Genomic DNA, 15,209 nt, shown 5'->3' with positions numbered 1-15,209 from the left:
GAACCTCGCACATGAGTACGAAAACGCCGAGCAGAGCGGACATCGTCCGGCCGATCGGCCGTCCGTCGACGAAGTACCTCGTGGTAGCCGCCGTCGCTACCCTCGCGTTCGTCGTCTTTCTCGTCGGCTGGACCTACCAGCTCGCGGAAGGCATGGCCGTCACCGGACTCTCCGATTGGGGGACCGGCGGCGGCGTCACGTGGGGGATCTACATCGGCGCGTTCATCTGGTGGGTCGGGATCGCCCACGGCGGAATCATCCTGTCGGCTGCCGTCCGACTGCTGGGTATGGACCGATACATGCCGATCGCTCGCCTCGCCGAACTGATGACGATCGGCGGCCTCTCGGCTGCGGGCTTTTACATCATCGTCCACCTGGGCCGACCCGATCGGATGGTGACGAGCGTCGTCGGTCACTACCACATCACGGTCAACAACTCACCGCTGGTGTGGGACGTGACGGTCATTACGGCGTACTTCGTGCTGACGGCAACCTACCTTTCGCTGACGCTGCGGTACGACGTCAATCGACTGCGCGACGACCTGCCGGACGCCCTCGAGCCGATCTACAAGATCCTGACGATCGGCTACACCGAGCGCGAAGACGAGATCGTCCAGCGGATGGTCTGGTGGCTCGCGCTGGCGGTCATCATCATGGCCCCGCTCCTGCTTCACGGGGGCGTCATCCCCTGGCTGTTCGCGCTCCTCCCGACCTATCCGCGCTGGTTCGGCGGCGTGCAGGGACCGCAGTTCCTCATGATCGCGCTGACTTCGGCGATCAGCGGCGTGATCATCATCTCGTACTCGTTCCGTCGCGCCTACGACTGGGAGCACATCATCACCGACGACATCTTCCGGGGGCTGCTCCTGTGGCTCGGCTTCTTCTGTCTCCTGTTCCTCTGGCTGCAGCTCCAGCAGATCACGTCCGGGACGTTCTCGCCGCCCACCGGACTCGGCCACACCTGGGAGGCGACGCTGTCCGAACCGTTCTACATCCTCTCGATGACGCTGGTCGGCGGGGTCCTCGCGTACATCTTCGCCCAGACGATCCGTCCGTCCCTGTTCTCCAAGCGGCGCGCCATCGTCGCCTCGCTCGCGGTCCTCACCGCGACGCTGCTCGAGAAGGTGCTGTTCGTCATCGAGGGGTTCTTCCACCCCGCGTTCGACATCTACGCCGCGACGCCCGGGGTGTACGTGCCGAGCCTGATCGAACTCGCCTCCGTTACCGGTACGATCGGGATGGTGACGCTGATCTTCCTGCTCGTCTCCAAGGTCGTTCCGGTGGTCGAACTCCACGCGGTCGAACACCTGCGAGAAGACCGCGATCACGAGGACACCGTGATGGAGGACTGACTGCAGCTCCGCGGAGTTACACTACTTCGTCGTTCCCGATTTCGATTCCCGATCCCGATTTCGATTCCCGATTCGCGACTCGATACGTCCCCTCGATCGACGTGGGACGCGCTCGCGACGGTTCGATTACACGCCGACGCTCTGCGAAGACGAGACTACCGCACTGGCTACTAGCCGCCGATCGGCACGTTGAACCCCATCGCGACGACTACTCCGAGTACCCCTCTTGCAGGAACGTGCCCTCGGTCTCGTACACCGAGACCAACTCCTCGACGAGTTCCTCGGGGGATTGGCCCTCCTCGCAGTGGCTCTCGAGTCGGTCCATCAGGTCGTCGCTGATTTCGAGTGTCTGGGTCATGGTTGGGTAGAGTGATCCACGGGACCTCCCGAACGCGGTCGCCCGTCGTCCGCGCGGTCGCCGGAGCCTCCTTTCGGGCCCACGTCGGACACGGGTTTGTACTATTCCCTTGCAGTCAATCGTGCGGCCGGCAGCGGACGGGCCAGCGTTTACCCTCGGTCTCGTCGTAGCCGTCGGGTATGACGGCACCGTTAACGAACGACGAAGTCGGAAAGACAGTCGTTGACGCGGCAGGCAAAGAACTCGGTATCGTTGCGAAAGTCGACGGCTCACGGGCCTACGTCGACCCGAACCCGTCGCTCGCCGAACAGGCGCTGGCGTCGCTCGGCTGGGAGGGCGAAGACGAGGAAGACTACATCGTCACCGAGGATATGCTCGAGTCGGTCGGCGAAGAGATCGTACTGCGCGGCGAACTCTGACTCGATCCGGCCGCCGACCAGCAGCAATTCTCGAGTCAGTAGCGGCGCACGCAGTGTTACCGCCGGCGATCACTGACGGCGGCCGTTCGCCCGGCCCGCCGGGGAGGGGTGACGGCCGGAAAGGCTACCACAGAGCAACCGCGACTATGCACTCAAGGGGGCGGTCGGGGATGGGACCGGAAACCGAAGACGAGGTGATTCCGTGGTCGACAGTGAATACGAGTGCATACCCGTCGGAGTCGCGGAGTACGCCGTCACCGGCGAAACCCGACCGCTGAAGACGAGCGGCGTGGGATCGTGCGTAGCCGTAGCGCTCCACGATCCCGACCACGAAGTGAGCGGCCTCTTGCATTTCATGCTCCCCGAGTCCGACTCGCGGGACCGTCCGGAACCCGACGCCAAGTTCGCCGACACCGGCCTCGAGGCGATGCTCGACGAGTTCGAGCGCGAGGGCGGCGTCGCGGACCGGTCGTGGGCGAAACTCGTCGGCGGGGCGACGATGATCGAGTTCAGCGGCGCCGGCGGATCGATCGGCGACCAGAACGTGGCCGCCGCGAAGGCGCTGCTCGAGGCCCACGGAATTCCCGTTCGGGCGGTCGAGGTCGGCGGCAGCGCCGGACGATCGATTACGTTCGACCCGACGAACGGAGAGGTCGTGGTCAGGACTGCGGGCGGCACTGTCATTCGAAAGTAGGCGCGGCTGGTAGCTGACGAGCGCAAGCGCGGCTGTCTCGAATCGGCTGGCCGGTCCGGCGCCGAGTAGACAAGGTTTTGCTCGTCCGGCCCGTGGCATCTCGTGGAGCCAGGATCCCTGTCACACGCTCCATGGCTCCGTTCCCCGTTTTGTCCCTCGGTCCGCAATCGCGACCGTCAGTCTCCTCATCCGGTCTCGGTGACGATCCGTCCTCGTCAGTCGCAGTCTCATGCGTGTCGGTACCGCCTGCACCATCGAACGCCGCCAGAACAAACACGCTCGAGTGCAAACCACGGGCTAATGGATCCGACGGCACTCCGCGAGACGATTCCGGGCCTCGAGTCGGGCGTCTACTGCAACTGGGGCGCGAGCGGGCCGAGCCCCCGCCGCGTCGTCGAGGCCGCCGAATCGGCGCTCGAGCACCACGAGTACGCGGCCCCCGGCGACGAGGGGATGTATCCCGCGGCGCTCGACGCCTACGACGACGCACGGACCGCTATCGCCGACCTGCTGGGTGCCACTCCGGACGAAATCGCGCTGACCGAGAGCACGACCGACGGCATCAACCGCATCGCCGGCGCGGTCTCACTCGAGTGGGACGAAGCCGACACCGTCGTCCGAACCGACCTCGAGCACGCCGCGGGCGTCCTGCCGTGGCGGCGTCTCGAGCGTCAGCGCGGGATCGACGTGCGCGTCCTCGAGACCGATCGCGGGCGACTCGACCTCGACGACGTGAAAGCCGCCGCGGCCGACGCGTCGCTGTTCTGCGTGAGTTCGCTGACCTGGACGCACGGCACCCGGCTGCCGATCGACGAGATCGTCGACATCGCCCACGATGCTGGCGCGACGGTGCTGGTCGACGCCGTGCAGGCGCCCGGGCAGGGCCCGGTCGACGTCACCGAATGGGACGCCGATTTCGTCGTCGGCGCGGGCCACAAGTGGCTGCTCGCACCGTTCGGCTCCGGCTTCCTGTACGTCAACGAGGACGTCGCTCCGGACCTCGTCCCGCCCGCGATCGGCTACCGCAGCGTCGAGGATCCCGAGGCCGCCGAGTACCAGTACGCCGCCGGCGCGCGGCGGTTCGAGGTCGCGACCGCGAGTCCCGTCCCCCACGCCGGACTGGTCGAGGCGATCGACTGCCTCCAAGCGGTCGGCCTCGAGACGGTTCGGGATCGGATCGAACGGCTCACGGAGCGGCTCAAGGACGGGGTTCCGGACGAACGGTTGCTGAGTCCGCGCGAGTTCGAGTCGGGGTTGGTGACGATCGATGTCGACGACCCCGAGGCGACCGTCGAACGTCTCGCCGAGTACGACATCACCGTCCGTTCGCTGCCGTCCCCTGACGCCGTGCGGGTCTCCGTCCACGCCGTCAACACGCCGGCGGACGTGGACGCGGTGCTCGAGGCGCTGTCGCTGTAGCTCACTGTTAGGGAGTCGGCCAGTCCCTTTATTCAAAACTACTATCGAAACCGGATTTGCCAATTTAGAAATCACGTGTACAAACTGAATGAATGGGCATTTATATCTGATAGATGGGTTCGGATTCCCTGTTCAGTCAATCAGTCCGGCTCCGTATAGCTACAATCTATCCATATAGTTTAACATTCGTAGACTGCTACTACTGGTATTTTAACTATTCAACTAATCTTTTACGCAACTCTCCACCGTCCTATAACATATATGTACAACCATTAACTTGCTGGGGGGCGCCGGATTTAACCATGCCATACGATGGCAAGGGGCACGGTTGGAAGTGGTATCGGCGGGGAGTAATGAAAGCGGGCGGGGCGGCCGCGGTACTCGGGCTACCGGGGGTTGCCAGCGCACAGGAAAGCGAAACCGAGACCGAAACAGAATCGAGTCGAGAATCACCGGACCCAACGGACCGAATTACCGGTGCTGAGCGTCTGTCGGTGCGTGATTTTCACGAGGAGAACTACGAAATCACCCACATACACCGCCGGAAAGAGGCGGTCGAAACCCTGCTGAAGGATCCCGAAGCGAACAGCGTCGCGCGAGAGTGGATTGCGAATTTCGTCGGATACGAACCGCTCTCGAACCACCTCGACGCGATCAGCATTCAGGGACCGACGGATTACACCGTCGAAGGCGGAACCGACCAGGGGGGCTGGGAAATCACGGCGCGGAATCGGCAGACGGTATTCGGCCTCGTCGATCGGCAGCACAACGAACTCGTTGCACTCAACATCTCCGACCCGATCGACGTGTCGTGGCAGGAGGAGTATTCGGACGCGGAACTCCAGCGAGTACGGGTTATGCGCGATCACCCGGACGTCCAGGAGTTCGAGCAGGACAGAGACACGTGGGCGGTGTTCAAGGTGGCCGAGGAGATTTTCGCCTGGAAGGACAGACCGCACGGCGAAGTCTCATCGCTGATCTTCTACGGGGTCGGCGACGACGAGGTTTCGGTCGCAGTCGGCTATCTCGACGTGACCGATCCGGAAAACCCCGAGTTGGTCGACTTGCACTTCGTCGAGGACTTCGTCCGGTATCCGGTTCAGGAAATGGCCCGGCAGATCGTTCCGGCCGATCAGACAGTCCTCGGGGAAGTGCCGGCCGTTCCGATCGAGCAGCGCCCGCTCAAGACGGCCGAAGACGGGTTCCACCGATTCGATCTGCTCCCCGAGGAGTCGTTCGAGCAGGACAACTGGCAGATCGAGTGGGAGCCGCCCGAAACGATGGGGGTGACGTTCTACGGCGATTACAACGGACGACCGGTCTTCCGGACGATGAACGCGATGGCGACCCCGACGGGCTATAACTTACCGCCGCGGGAAGGTCGAAACACGGTCGACTGGTTCTTCCCCGATCACGAGCCCGTCTTCACCGGCCACCACCTGTACTGGGACATTCACAGTATTCCGTTCGGTGGGCCGGGTCAACTCGGAAAGATCGACTATCCGGAACGGCGAGGGCATCCGTCCGGATTCCAGTTCCGCACCCACTACCACACCGGGGCTCAGGGACGGGGGAGCGTCGACTTCCACTCGGGAGCCCAGTTCGGACCGTACAACTACAACATCTCGTACGAGTTCTTCAGCGACGGCCGAATCGTTCCAATCTGGCGCCGACACGGACCGGGACACGAAGTGGAGTCGCTGCGGACCTACGGCGCGACGGAGAACTGGGACGGCGAAGAGAACGTGACAATGCAGTACCTTCACTACACGGCGCTCGAGGTGACTCCCGGGACGACGGACGGCGTCGAAACCCACGTCTTCGACGGCGATCAGTGGATCACCCCCGATCAGGAGTTCTACCTCGAGGGGGAACCCGGACAGAAAGTTCGCTTCGAGAACCCGGACGGAAGCGAGCAGATCGACATCCCGATGGATCGGGACCTGGAACTCGTCGTCGTGCCGGTCGACTCCGACGAGATCGGACCGGCGGACTCCCAGAAAACGCGGGTCGAGGACCTAGACGCCGAACTCGAGTTCTACCATCCGTCGCAGTACGTCGACGGCGACTCGATCCAAAATGAACGAGTGATCGCCTGGCTCATCATGGAAGGCACGGTAGCGGAGGTACCGCACCCTGCCGCCGTGAGCGGATACGTAGCGCAGTGTGAATTACAGGTCGAGGGCTACGGCGACTGAATACTCGCGCTACGCCCTCGCTCTCCGATCTTTTCGCGTTACGGACGGACGCCCTGGGATCTACGAGGGATGCTGGTGGCGCAACTTCTCGGCGATCTGTCCGGGAACTTCGGTCCCACAGTCTTTGCACTTCCAGGTCGGATAGACGCCCCCGCCTTCCTTGACGATGTCCTGGCGAAACTGGAGGGTCGCGCCACAGAGGCAGCTGTGGGTCGTCTGGGACATACGGGCACAGTACCGGCCGAACGTACAAAACGTCTCCTCCAACGAAACACCGCTGAATCGGGACCCTACTCCGGATCGACTTCGCTGGGTTCCGACTCGCTCGATTCGGTGGCCTCGGCGGCCGCCTCGGCCAGCGTCTGTCGCTCGTCGAAGTACGCCGGCGCGTCGCGCTCGAGTTCGAACTCGACGACGCGGGTCATCGCCGCCCGGCCGTCCTCGGCGTCCGACTGCAGTTCCTCGGCGAGTTCGGTGTAGTCCGCAGCCAGTTCCTGAAACGCCTGCATTCGGACCTGCTTCGCTTCAACGACGGTCTGTTTCTCCTCGAGATCCGCCGCCATTTCCTCGACGTCCTCGACGTCGACCTCGTCCGCGCCCGGGTCGGCGGTCGACGTCGGCGCTGCCGTCCCCTGCGTGTTCGCGCCCTGTTGCTGCTCGAGCCGCGAGCGGATGTCCGCGACCGTCTCTTCGATCTCGTCTAAGAGATCGTCCGCTTCCTCGCCCATCGTTTCGACCTGCCCGGAGAGGAGCCCGGCCTGGGTTCGGCAGTACTCGACGAATTCGCCGACCGACAGGTCGGGCTCGGTGTCGTCGCTCATGACCGACCGTTCGCGCTTCCGGCCGAAGTCACTTTGGGCATCGGGTGGGGGACTCCATCGGATCGAAGGCGGCTCGAGATCGGCTTCGTGATTACTGTTACCAAATACCTCGTCATTCGGGTTTCAGACCCGTTAAGTTCCTCGGGCCACTGATACACCTACAATGAATCGGGTATCGAGTCGCGCGACCAGCTACTCACGACCTATCGCAAGCGAGACATGAGCAAGGACTACATCCAAGTCCGCGGAGCGGAGGAACACAACCTCAAGGACCTCGACGTGGAGATCCCCCGCGAGGAGTTTACCGTCGTCACCGGCCTGTCGGGCTCGGGCAAGTCCTCCCTCGCGTTCGAGACGATCTACGCCGAGGGCCAGCGCCGGTACATCGAGAGCCTCTCGGCCTACGCCCGGAACTTCCTGGGCCAGATGGACAAGCCCCAGGTCGAGACCGTCGAAGGCCTCTCCCCGGCGATCTCGATCGACCAGAAGAACGCCGCGAACAACCCGCGATCGACCGTCGGGACCGTCACCGAACTGCACGACTACCTGCGACTGCTGTACGCCCGCGTCGGAACGCCCCACTGTCCCGAGTGCGGCCGCGAGGTCGGCGAGCAGTCCGCCCAGAACATGGTCGAGCGCATCCTCGAACTGCCCGAGGGGACGAAGGCCAAGCTCGCGGCGCCGGTCGTCCGCGACCAGAAGGGCGCCTTCGAGGACCTGTTCGAGGAACTCGTCTCGGAAGGGTACGCCCGCGTCGAGATCGACGGCGAGGAGCACGACCTCACGCTCGACGACCCCGATCTAGACGAGAACTTCGACCACACGATCGACGTCATCGTCGACCGCGTGAAGGTCTCCACCGAGGACCGTCCACGCATCATCGACAGCGTCGAAACCGCGCTCGACGAGGCGGAGGGCGTCCTGAAGGTCATCCTCCCGGATCCGCCGGCGGAAGCGGCCGAAGACCTCGGCGAGGAAGCCCGCCGGACGGGTGCGCTCGGTGACGAGGGCGACGACGATGACGACCGGTTCGTCGTCGAGTTTTCGAAGGATCTGGCCTGCACGCACTGCGGGATCGACGTCCCCGAAATCGAAACCCGCTCCTTTTCGTTCAACTCGCCCCACGGCGCCTGTCCCGAGTGTGAGGGGCTGGGCGAAACCAAGGAGGTCGACGAGGATCTCGTCGTCCAGGACCCCTCGAAGCCGCTCAAGCACGTCTTCGAGGCCTGGAGCTACAACCGCTCGTACTACCAGACGCGGCTCGACGCCGTCGCCGAGCACTTCGACGTCTCGCTGTCGACCCCGTTCGAGGAGTTAGACGAGGACATCCGGCGACAGTTCCTCTACGGCACCGACGAGGAAGTGCTGTTCAAGCGGCACACGAAAAACGGCACCCGTCGGAAGCGCAAGCAGTTCGAGGGCGTTATTCCGAACCTCGAGCGTCGCTACCTCGAGACCGACTCGGACTCGACCCGCGAGCACATCGAGGACTACATGTCGGTCACGGAGTGTCCGGCCTGTGACGGCACCCGCCTCAAGCCCGCCAGCCGCGCGGTGCTGGTCGACGGCACCTCCATCACGGAAATCAACGGGATGAGCATCGGCGACGCCTTGGAACACTTTGAGTCGATGGAAGCCGACCTGACCGAGCGCGAGAAGGTCATCGCCGAGGAGATTCTCAAGGAAATTCGTGCCCGCCTCGGCTTCATGGTCGAGGTCGGCCTCGAGTACCTCACCCTCGATCGGGAGGCCTCGACGCTCTCGGGCGGCGAGAGTCAGCGCATCCGCCTCGCGACGCAGATCGGCTCCGGCCTCGTGGGCGTCCTCTACGTCCTCGACGAACCCTCGATCGGCCTCCACCAGCGCGACAACGACCGCCTGCTGGACACGCTCGAGGAACTGCGCGACCTCGGGAACACCCTGCTCGTCGTCGAACACGACGAGGAGACGATGCGCCGCGCGGATCAGGTCGTCGACATGGGGCCCGGTCCCGGCAAGCGCGGCGGCGAGGTCGTCGTCAACGGTCCCGTCGAGGAAGTAAAGCAGTGCGAGGAGTCCGTGACCGGCGACTACCTCTCCGGTCGCAGACAGATTCCTGTGCCCGAGGAACGGCGCGACCCCGACGGCGCGTTGACGATCCTCGGCGCGCGCCAGCACAACCTCAAGGATCTGGACGTCGACATCCCGCTGGGCTGCTTTACCGCCATCACCGGCGTTTCCGGTTCCGGGAAGTCCACCCTCATGCACGAGGTCCTCTACAAGGGACTGGCCCGCCAGATGAACGACAACACGTCGGTCATTCCGGGCGACTACGACGACCTCGAGGGCCTCGAGGAGATCGAGACCGTGCGCCTGATCGACCAGTCGCCGATCGGCCGCACGCCCCGCTCCAATCCCGCAACGTACACCGGCGTCTTCGACCACATCCGCGAACTGTTCGCCTCGACGAAGCTCTCGAAACAGCGCGGCTACGAGAAGGGCCGGTTCTCCTTCAACGTCAAGGGCGGCCGCTGCGAGGAGTGTGGCGGCCAAGGGACGGTGAAGATCGAGATGAACTTCCTCTCGGACGTGTACGTCCCCTGCGAGGAGTGTGACGGCGCCCGCTACAACGACGCCACGCTCGACGTCACCTACAAGGGCAAGACCATCGCCGACGTCCTCGAGATGAGCGTCGAGGAGGCCTACGACTTTTTCGAGTCCTCGAGTCAGATCCGCCGACGCCTGAAGCTGCTGAAGGATGTCGGACTGGACTACATGAAGCTCGGCCAGCCCTCCACGACGCTGTCGGGCGGCGAGGCCCAGCGCATCAAGCTCGCCGAGGAACTGGGCAAGAAAGATTCGGGTGAGACGCTCTACCTGCTCGACGAGCCCACCACCGGGCTCCACAGCGAGGACGAGCGCAAGCTCATCGACGTGCTCCACCGGCTGACCGACAACGGCAACACCGTCGTCGTCATCGAGCACGAACTCGACCTCGTGAAGAACGCCGACCACATCATCGACCTCGGCCCCGAAGGCGGCGAGAACGGCGGCCAGGTCGTCGCCACCGGCACCCCCGAGGAGGTCGCGCAACTCGACGATTCTCACACCGGCCGCTACCTGCGGGACCTGCTTCCGAAGGTGGACATCGAAGGCCCGCGCGGCGAGCGCGTCGAACCGGTGTCGGCGCCGATGGACGACGACTGAGCCGGACGCCGGCGTTTTCGGTTCTACATCTCGAACTCGGCAGAAACTACCACGAAACCGGGCAGTTCGAGATCCGCTGGAACGGTGCGGACGGGTCGAATCCGGGCACCTACTACCGCCGGCCGCTGGGCGACCTCCTGGGACCGCTGTTCGAGGCCGGCTTCGACCTGCGCGCGCTCGAGGAGCCGACCCCCGACGAGACCCTCGCGGCGGAGCGTCCGGAACTCGCGGCCGAGATCGACCGCCGGACGCCCCGTTCGATCTGTTTCCGCGCGGAGCGGCGAGACGCGGCGGCTTCGGGAGTATTTGGATCCGAGAAACGGCGGTTCGTCGCCGCCGTTCAGTCGTCGCTCGCGATTTCGGCGGGCGTCTCCACCGAGAGGTGCACGTCCTGCCCGAGGGCGACGAGCGCGTAGACGGGGGCTCGCCGGGCCCACTCGTTGACACGATTCTCGTCGACGCCCTCGCCTTCGATCTCGATCTCCGCGGTCGTGTTCTCGAAGACGCCGTCGGTCGCCTCGAGGTCCGCGAGGCCGAAGAGGACAGCGGGGTCGAAATCGGTTCGGACGCGCGTTCGGAGGCGCTCGACGTCGACGCCGTTCGCCACGGCGTTGATCGTGATGCCGACGTTGATGCAGGCGGCCAGCGCCGAGAGCGCGACTTCGATCGGCTCCATCCGGTCCGTGCTGCCGGTCCAGCCGCCGGCGTCTAGCACCTCCTTCCACCCGCCGTACGGGATGGTGTACTCGCGGGTCTCGCGCGCGATCTCCTCGCCGCCGAGTTCGTAGCTATCGATCTTCGCCAGGCTGTGGGCGGCCGTCCCCTCGTAGGTCGCCGCCGCCCCGAGTCCGAGCTGGACCGCGTCGGGATCGTCGGCCGCGTGGTCGGCGAACGCCTCGAACGTCTCGAGGTCGACGCCGTGTGTGGTCTGGTCTGGTGTCATGGGTTGTCTCTCCTTCCCACGAAAGCCGAGGCGCTCGCGGGTTAGCTAGCTATCTGCCGCCCACTCGGCGAGCGCTGCCGGTTGCGCAGCCGATGACCGGCGGTCAGACGTCGCCGTTCGGCCGATGTCGGAGCAGCGGCGAAATAGCGTGCTCCGATACGTACCGTACGAGGGCAGCATCGGGGCGGATTGGGACAGTATTGGAGCGGAACAGAACGAGTGCCTCGAGCGCACGTCACGAAGCGGGTCACGGAATCACGACGCAGGTCACGGAATCACGACGCAGGTCACGGAAGCTCGACCGCCAGCGGCCGCGCCTCGAGCCGCGCGGCCTCGTACCTCGAGTCCGCCCACTCGCGGGCCGGCGGCGCGTCGGTGTCGACCAGCACGCAGACCGTGCCGCTGTCCCGCTCGTAACAGCTCACGGCGATCCGGTCGTCGAAGAGCCCGATCCCGTAGGGCGGCAAGTCGTCGTGGACGAACACCGCGAGGTTGCCGCTCTCGAACGGTTCCGAACAGTGGTCCGGGTACGTCTCGAGGATGTACGCGGCGAGGGCGGGCGGGTCGATGATCTCCGTCTCCATGCCGTCGACGATCCGCTGCCGGAACACGTCCTTGCAGGGTTCGAACAGGGCGATATCCGTGCCGACGAACCGGAACGCGGTCGTCCGCCGGAGTAGCGACTCGAACCGGTTCACCGGGGCGTACGGGTCCGCGGGCCGGGCGACCGTCACGGTCGCGTCGGCGCACATCTCGAGCGTGAACCCGTGGTCCTCGCCCGGCAGCCGGTGCCAGACGTCCCGGAGCGCGCGCTCGGTTTCGACGCGGTCGATCACCTCCTCCATCGCGGTCGCGACGGCGGCTCCGAGTTGCGTCGCCTCGTACCGGTAGCCGTCCCTGCGGACCCAGTTGCGGTCCTCGAACTCGCGCAGCGTGCGTCGGATGGTCGACGACGAAACCTCCGCCAGCTCGCGGAGTTCGGACCGGCTTCGCGGTCGCGCCGCGAGCGCGACGAGCGCCGCGACGCGGTGTTCCGAGCGCACGAGGTACGCGATGTCGTCGATCGGCGACCCCGCGGAAACGTGGTTGTTGGTAGCAGGGTTCATACGAGAACTACTCGTAGCGTCGCTATAACTATTCGTTCGCTCGAGCGCGACGGTCGCCGTCCCCGGTTCCCGGCAGAGGGTAGGAACGCGAACCGTCGCGAGACGCCGCCCTAGACGGTTTGCATGTGTTCGCGCCGAAGGTCGTCGTCCGTGTACTCCTGCCCGTGGACCTCCCGCATGTGATTCCGCGCCAGTTCGACCGTTTCGTCCTCGTCCTCCGACTGAATGATGAATCGGCAGTCGGCGGCCGCTTTTTCGCAATCGAGTCGGTGTGCTCGTGTCATCTCTCTGCTCCCCACGGCAGCTACGAGTCCGGAAGGGAGGTAGCTATCTGCTGCCCGAACGGCGGCGGTTGCCGGTCGGGCGGCTCCTGCACGACGGTCGTCGGCTGCGCGGTACACGCGGTCGCGACGCCGGTCGTGCCGGACCCACTTCGTTTGTACGAGCAGGTCGTAGCTCCGCTATGGCGACAGCGTACGTTGCACTCCGAGACCGCCTGCTCGTCTGTCGCGGTTCGGGACCGGACACCGACGACTGGATCGCCGAATCGACCCTCGAGGGTCGCGCTCTCGAGTGCGTCGCAGCCTCTCCCGACGCACCGGAACGTGTCTTCGTCGGCACCTTCGAGGACGGCCTCCACCGATCGACCGACGGCGGCGAGACGTTCGAGCGCCTCGAGACGGACTTCGTCAGCCAAGCGGTGATGTCGCTGGCGATCAGCCCGCACGACCCCGACGTCGTCTACGCCGGCACCGAACCGAGCCGCGTCTACCGCAGCGCGGACGGCGGCGACTCGTGGACGCACCTCGAGGGCTTGACCGACCTCCCCTCCGAGTCGGAGTGGTACTTTCCGCCGCGGCCGCACACCCACCACACCCGCTGGCTCGCGGTCGACCCGTTCGATCCCGACCGGCTCTACGTGGGGATCGAAGCGGGTGCATTCGTCTACAGCGAGGACGGCGGCGAGACGTGGCACGAACGCCCCGACGGCTCGCGGCGGGACAACCACAGTCTGGCGACCCACCCGGCCCGCGAGGGGCGGGTCTACTCGGCGGCCGGCGACGGCTACGCCGAGAGCGACGACGGCGGCGAGTCCTGGCGGCGGCCACAAGCGGGGCTCGAGCACACCTACTGCTGGAGCGTCGTGCCCCATCCCGGCGATCCGGATCGGGTACTCGTCTCGAGTGCGAGGGGCGCCTCGGCGGCTCACACGGCCGAACGGGCCGAGTCGTACGTCTACCGCCGAGACGATGGCGGCGAGTGGCACCGTCTCGACGACCGCGGGATTCCGATGGGCAACGGGGTCGTCCGCGCCGTGTTCGATGCCCCTGCACTCGGCACGGACGAGACGGCCGACGCTGAGGGCGTCGTCTACGGCGTCAACAATCAGGAGCTGTTCGTCACCACGAATTTCGGGGATCGCTGGCGCCCCGTCGGCATCGACTGGGACGATGCGCTCGAGGCGCAGGCGCCGCGCGGACTCGTCGTCGTGGAAGAATAGGTGGTCAGTTGTGAATCGGCGTCCGATCCGCGAGCCGACGCGGGACGGCGCCGCTGATCGTCGCGAAGGTCACGCCGACGAGCAGCCCGTAGACGAGGTGACCGACGGCGAAGAGCGCCGCGCCGAGCAACTCCGCCGCGAGCCCCGGCAGCGGCAGGAACGGCAACGGGAGCGCTCCCACGCCGGCCTGGGCCACCGCGGCTGGGAGGATCAGCCCGCCCGCGATGAGACCGACCCCCGTCCCGAACGCGATGCCGGCGACGACGTACTCGTCGAACGACGCGACGAACTGTCGAACCGACCGGCGCGAGACGACGACGGCGAACGCGATTCCGAAGATCATACTCACCGAGAGGTGGACGATCCACCCCGCGGCGAGCGTCGACGAGCCGAGCAGCGCGCCGAGGATCTCGAACACGTCCGGGCCGAGAAGGAGCACGAGCCCCATCCCGACGCCGCCGACGAGTCCCGCGAGTAATCCGCCGATCACGATCTCGATACCGGTGAGTCGCCGACTGTGTTTGTGTGTCTCTGCCATGTCTAGTGTTGCTCGCTCGAGAGGAATAACTCTAATTTCAGGCGCAGAGACGATTAACGAATATCGGTTTCGACTGTGTTCAGGGGAGCTACGAGTAGCTGCGAGCAACCGGGGATGGCTCTCGGCGGCGTGACTCGTCGCACGGACCGAGAGCCCGGTGACGGGTTCGAAATCCTTTTAGGCGCTACACGGGGATAGTAGGGTAACTGAGTGATATCATGGACGTCGACATCGTTTCCGAAGCAGACAACCCCATGTTGCACCGTACCGACGTGACCTTCGAGCTAACCCACGAGGACGCCACGCCCGAGCGCCTACAGGTTCGCGACAGCCTCGCGGCGAAGCTGAACAAGGACGCCGACGAGGTCGTCATCCGGAACCTCAACACGAAGTTCGGCATGCGAAAGACCGTCGGCGAGGCCAAGGTCTACGAGTCCGCGGACTTCGCCCGCGAGGTCGAGCAGGACCACATGCTCGAGCGCAACAAGATCGGCGTCGAGGAAGAGGCGGACGCTGAAGCGGAGGAAGCATAACATGGCGCGCTACGAACTCTACAACGACGACGGCAGCACGGACCGCGAGCAGTGCCCCCGATGCGGTGACTCCTTCCTCGCCGACCACGGCGACCGGAAGCACTGCGGGAAGTGCAGCTACACCGAGTGGGAATAACGCGT

16 protein-coding genes are annotated in these 15,209 nt (G+C 65.2%); 9 read left to right on the top strand and 7 right to left on the bottom strand.

The features are described 5' to 3' along the window. The first annotated feature begins 11 nt into the window (after positions 1-11). A complete protein-coding gene (gene nrfD, locus ATJ93_RS06530; protein WP_120243951.1) occupies positions 12-1,352 on the top strand; it encodes an NrfD/PsrC family molybdoenzyme membrane anchor subunit in 1,341 nt (446 codons plus the stop codon). A 208-nt stretch (positions 1,353-1,560) separates the two neighbouring features. Here nrfD and ATJ93_RS23545 read toward each other — a convergent pair whose 3' ends face one another. Further along, a complete protein-coding gene (locus ATJ93_RS23545) occupies positions 1,561-1,710 on the bottom strand; it encodes a DUF7557 family protein (protein WP_170155527.1) in 150 nt (49 codons plus the stop codon). Between the two features lie 179 nt (positions 1,711-1,889). Between ATJ93_RS23545 and ATJ93_RS06525 the strand changes: the two genes are divergently transcribed. The 4 genes from ATJ93_RS06525 to ATJ93_RS06510 all read left to right on the top strand — a co-directional run bounded on the left by ATJ93_RS06525 (position 1,890) and on the right by ATJ93_RS06510 (position 6,440). Further along, positions 1,890-2,129, top strand: coding sequence for a hypothetical protein (locus ATJ93_RS06525; RefSeq protein WP_120243773.1), 240 nt, complete (start codon positions 1,890-1,892; stop codon positions 2,127-2,129). A 202-nt stretch (positions 2,130-2,331) separates the two neighbouring features. Further along, positions 2,332-2,823 carry a chemotaxis protein CheD gene (locus ATJ93_RS06520; RefSeq protein WP_120243772.1) on the top strand — a complete coding sequence of 164 codons (492 nt, stop codon included), beginning with the start codon at positions 2,332-2,334 and terminating at the stop codon, positions 2,821-2,823. Between the two features lie 300 nt (positions 2,824-3,123). After that, complete coding sequence (locus tag ATJ93_RS06515; protein ID WP_120243771.1) at positions 3,124-4,242, top strand: aminotransferase class V-fold PLP-dependent enzyme; 1,119 nt, start codon at positions 3,124-3,126, stop codon at positions 4,240-4,242. 494 nt (positions 4,243-4,736) lie between these two features. Next, positions 4,737-6,440, top strand: coding sequence for a hypothetical protein (locus ATJ93_RS06510; RefSeq protein ID WP_120243770.1), 1,704 nt, complete (start codon positions 4,737-4,739; stop codon positions 6,438-6,440). Positions 6,441-6,500: 60 nt separating this feature from the next. Here ATJ93_RS06510 and ATJ93_RS23540 read toward each other — a convergent pair whose 3' ends face one another. After that, a complete protein-coding gene (locus ATJ93_RS23540) occupies positions 6,501-6,665 on the bottom strand; it encodes a hypothetical protein (protein WP_170155526.1) in 165 nt (54 codons plus the stop codon). A 65-nt stretch (positions 6,666-6,730) separates the two neighbouring features. Beyond that, a complete protein-coding gene (locus tag ATJ93_RS06505; RefSeq protein ID WP_120243769.1) occupies positions 6,731-7,261 on the bottom strand; it encodes a hypothetical protein in 531 nt (176 codons plus the stop codon). A 219-nt stretch (positions 7,262-7,480) separates the two neighbouring features. On the opposite strand from ATJ93_RS06505, the gene uvrA reads away from it, so the two are divergent. After that, on the top strand, positions 7,481-10,447 hold the full coding sequence (gene uvrA, locus ATJ93_RS06500) for an excinuclease ABC subunit UvrA (protein WP_120243768.1): 2,967 nt from the start codon (positions 7,481-7,483) through the stop codon (positions 10,445-10,447). A gap of 340 nt (positions 10,448-10,787) precedes the next feature. Here uvrA and ATJ93_RS06495 read toward each other — a convergent pair whose 3' ends face one another. The 3 genes from ATJ93_RS06495 to ATJ93_RS06485 all read right to left on the bottom strand — a co-directional run bounded on the left by ATJ93_RS06495 (position 10,788) and on the right by ATJ93_RS06485 (position 12,780). Then, positions 10,788-11,390 (bottom strand): OsmC family protein, encoded by a 603-nt coding sequence (locus ATJ93_RS06495; protein WP_120243767.1) that lies wholly within the window; start codon positions 11,388-11,390, stop codon positions 10,788-10,790. A gap of 287 nt (positions 11,391-11,677) precedes the next feature. After that, positions 11,678-12,496: a helix-turn-helix transcriptional regulator gene (locus ATJ93_RS06490; protein WP_120243766.1), complete on the bottom strand. Its 819-nt coding sequence runs from the start codon at positions 12,494-12,496 to the stop codon at positions 11,678-11,680. A gap of 110 nt (positions 12,497-12,606) precedes the next feature. Continuing rightward, a complete protein-coding gene (locus tag ATJ93_RS06485; RefSeq protein WP_120243765.1) occupies positions 12,607-12,780 on the bottom strand; it encodes a DUF1059 domain-containing protein in 174 nt (57 codons plus the stop codon). 179 nt (positions 12,781-12,959) lie between these two features. Between ATJ93_RS06485 and ATJ93_RS06480 the strand changes: the two genes are divergently transcribed. After that, a complete protein-coding gene (locus tag ATJ93_RS06480) occupies positions 12,960-13,997 on the top strand; it encodes a WD40/YVTN/BNR-like repeat-containing protein (protein WP_120243764.1) in 1,038 nt (345 codons plus the stop codon). Positions 13,998-14,001: 4 nt separating this feature from the next. On the opposite strand, the gene ATJ93_RS06475 is transcribed toward ATJ93_RS06480, so the two are convergent. Next, positions 14,002-14,535 (bottom strand): hypothetical protein, encoded by a 534-nt coding sequence (locus ATJ93_RS06475; protein WP_120243763.1) that lies wholly within the window; start codon positions 14,533-14,535, stop codon positions 14,002-14,004. A gap of 218 nt (positions 14,536-14,753) precedes the next feature. On the opposite strand from ATJ93_RS06475, the gene ATJ93_RS06470 reads away from it, so the two are divergent. Next, on the top strand, positions 14,754-15,068 hold the full coding sequence (locus ATJ93_RS06470; RefSeq protein ID WP_120243762.1) for a 30S ribosomal protein S24e: 315 nt from the start codon (positions 14,754-14,756) through the stop codon (positions 15,066-15,068). Position 15,069: 1 nt separating this feature from the next. Next, a complete protein-coding gene (locus tag ATJ93_RS06465; RefSeq protein WP_120243761.1) occupies positions 15,070-15,204 on the top strand; it encodes a 30S ribosomal protein S27ae in 135 nt (44 codons plus the stop codon). The last annotated feature ends 5 nt before the right edge of the window (positions 15,205-15,209 follow it).

This window comes from Halopiger aswanensis (assembly GCF_003610195.1).
Classification (GTDB): Archaea; Halobacteriota; Halobacteria; order Halobacteriales; family Natrialbaceae; genus Halopiger; species Halopiger aswanensis.
Note: the sequence above shows the minus strand (reverse complement) of the source record. Positions and strands in the feature narration are given on the sequence as shown.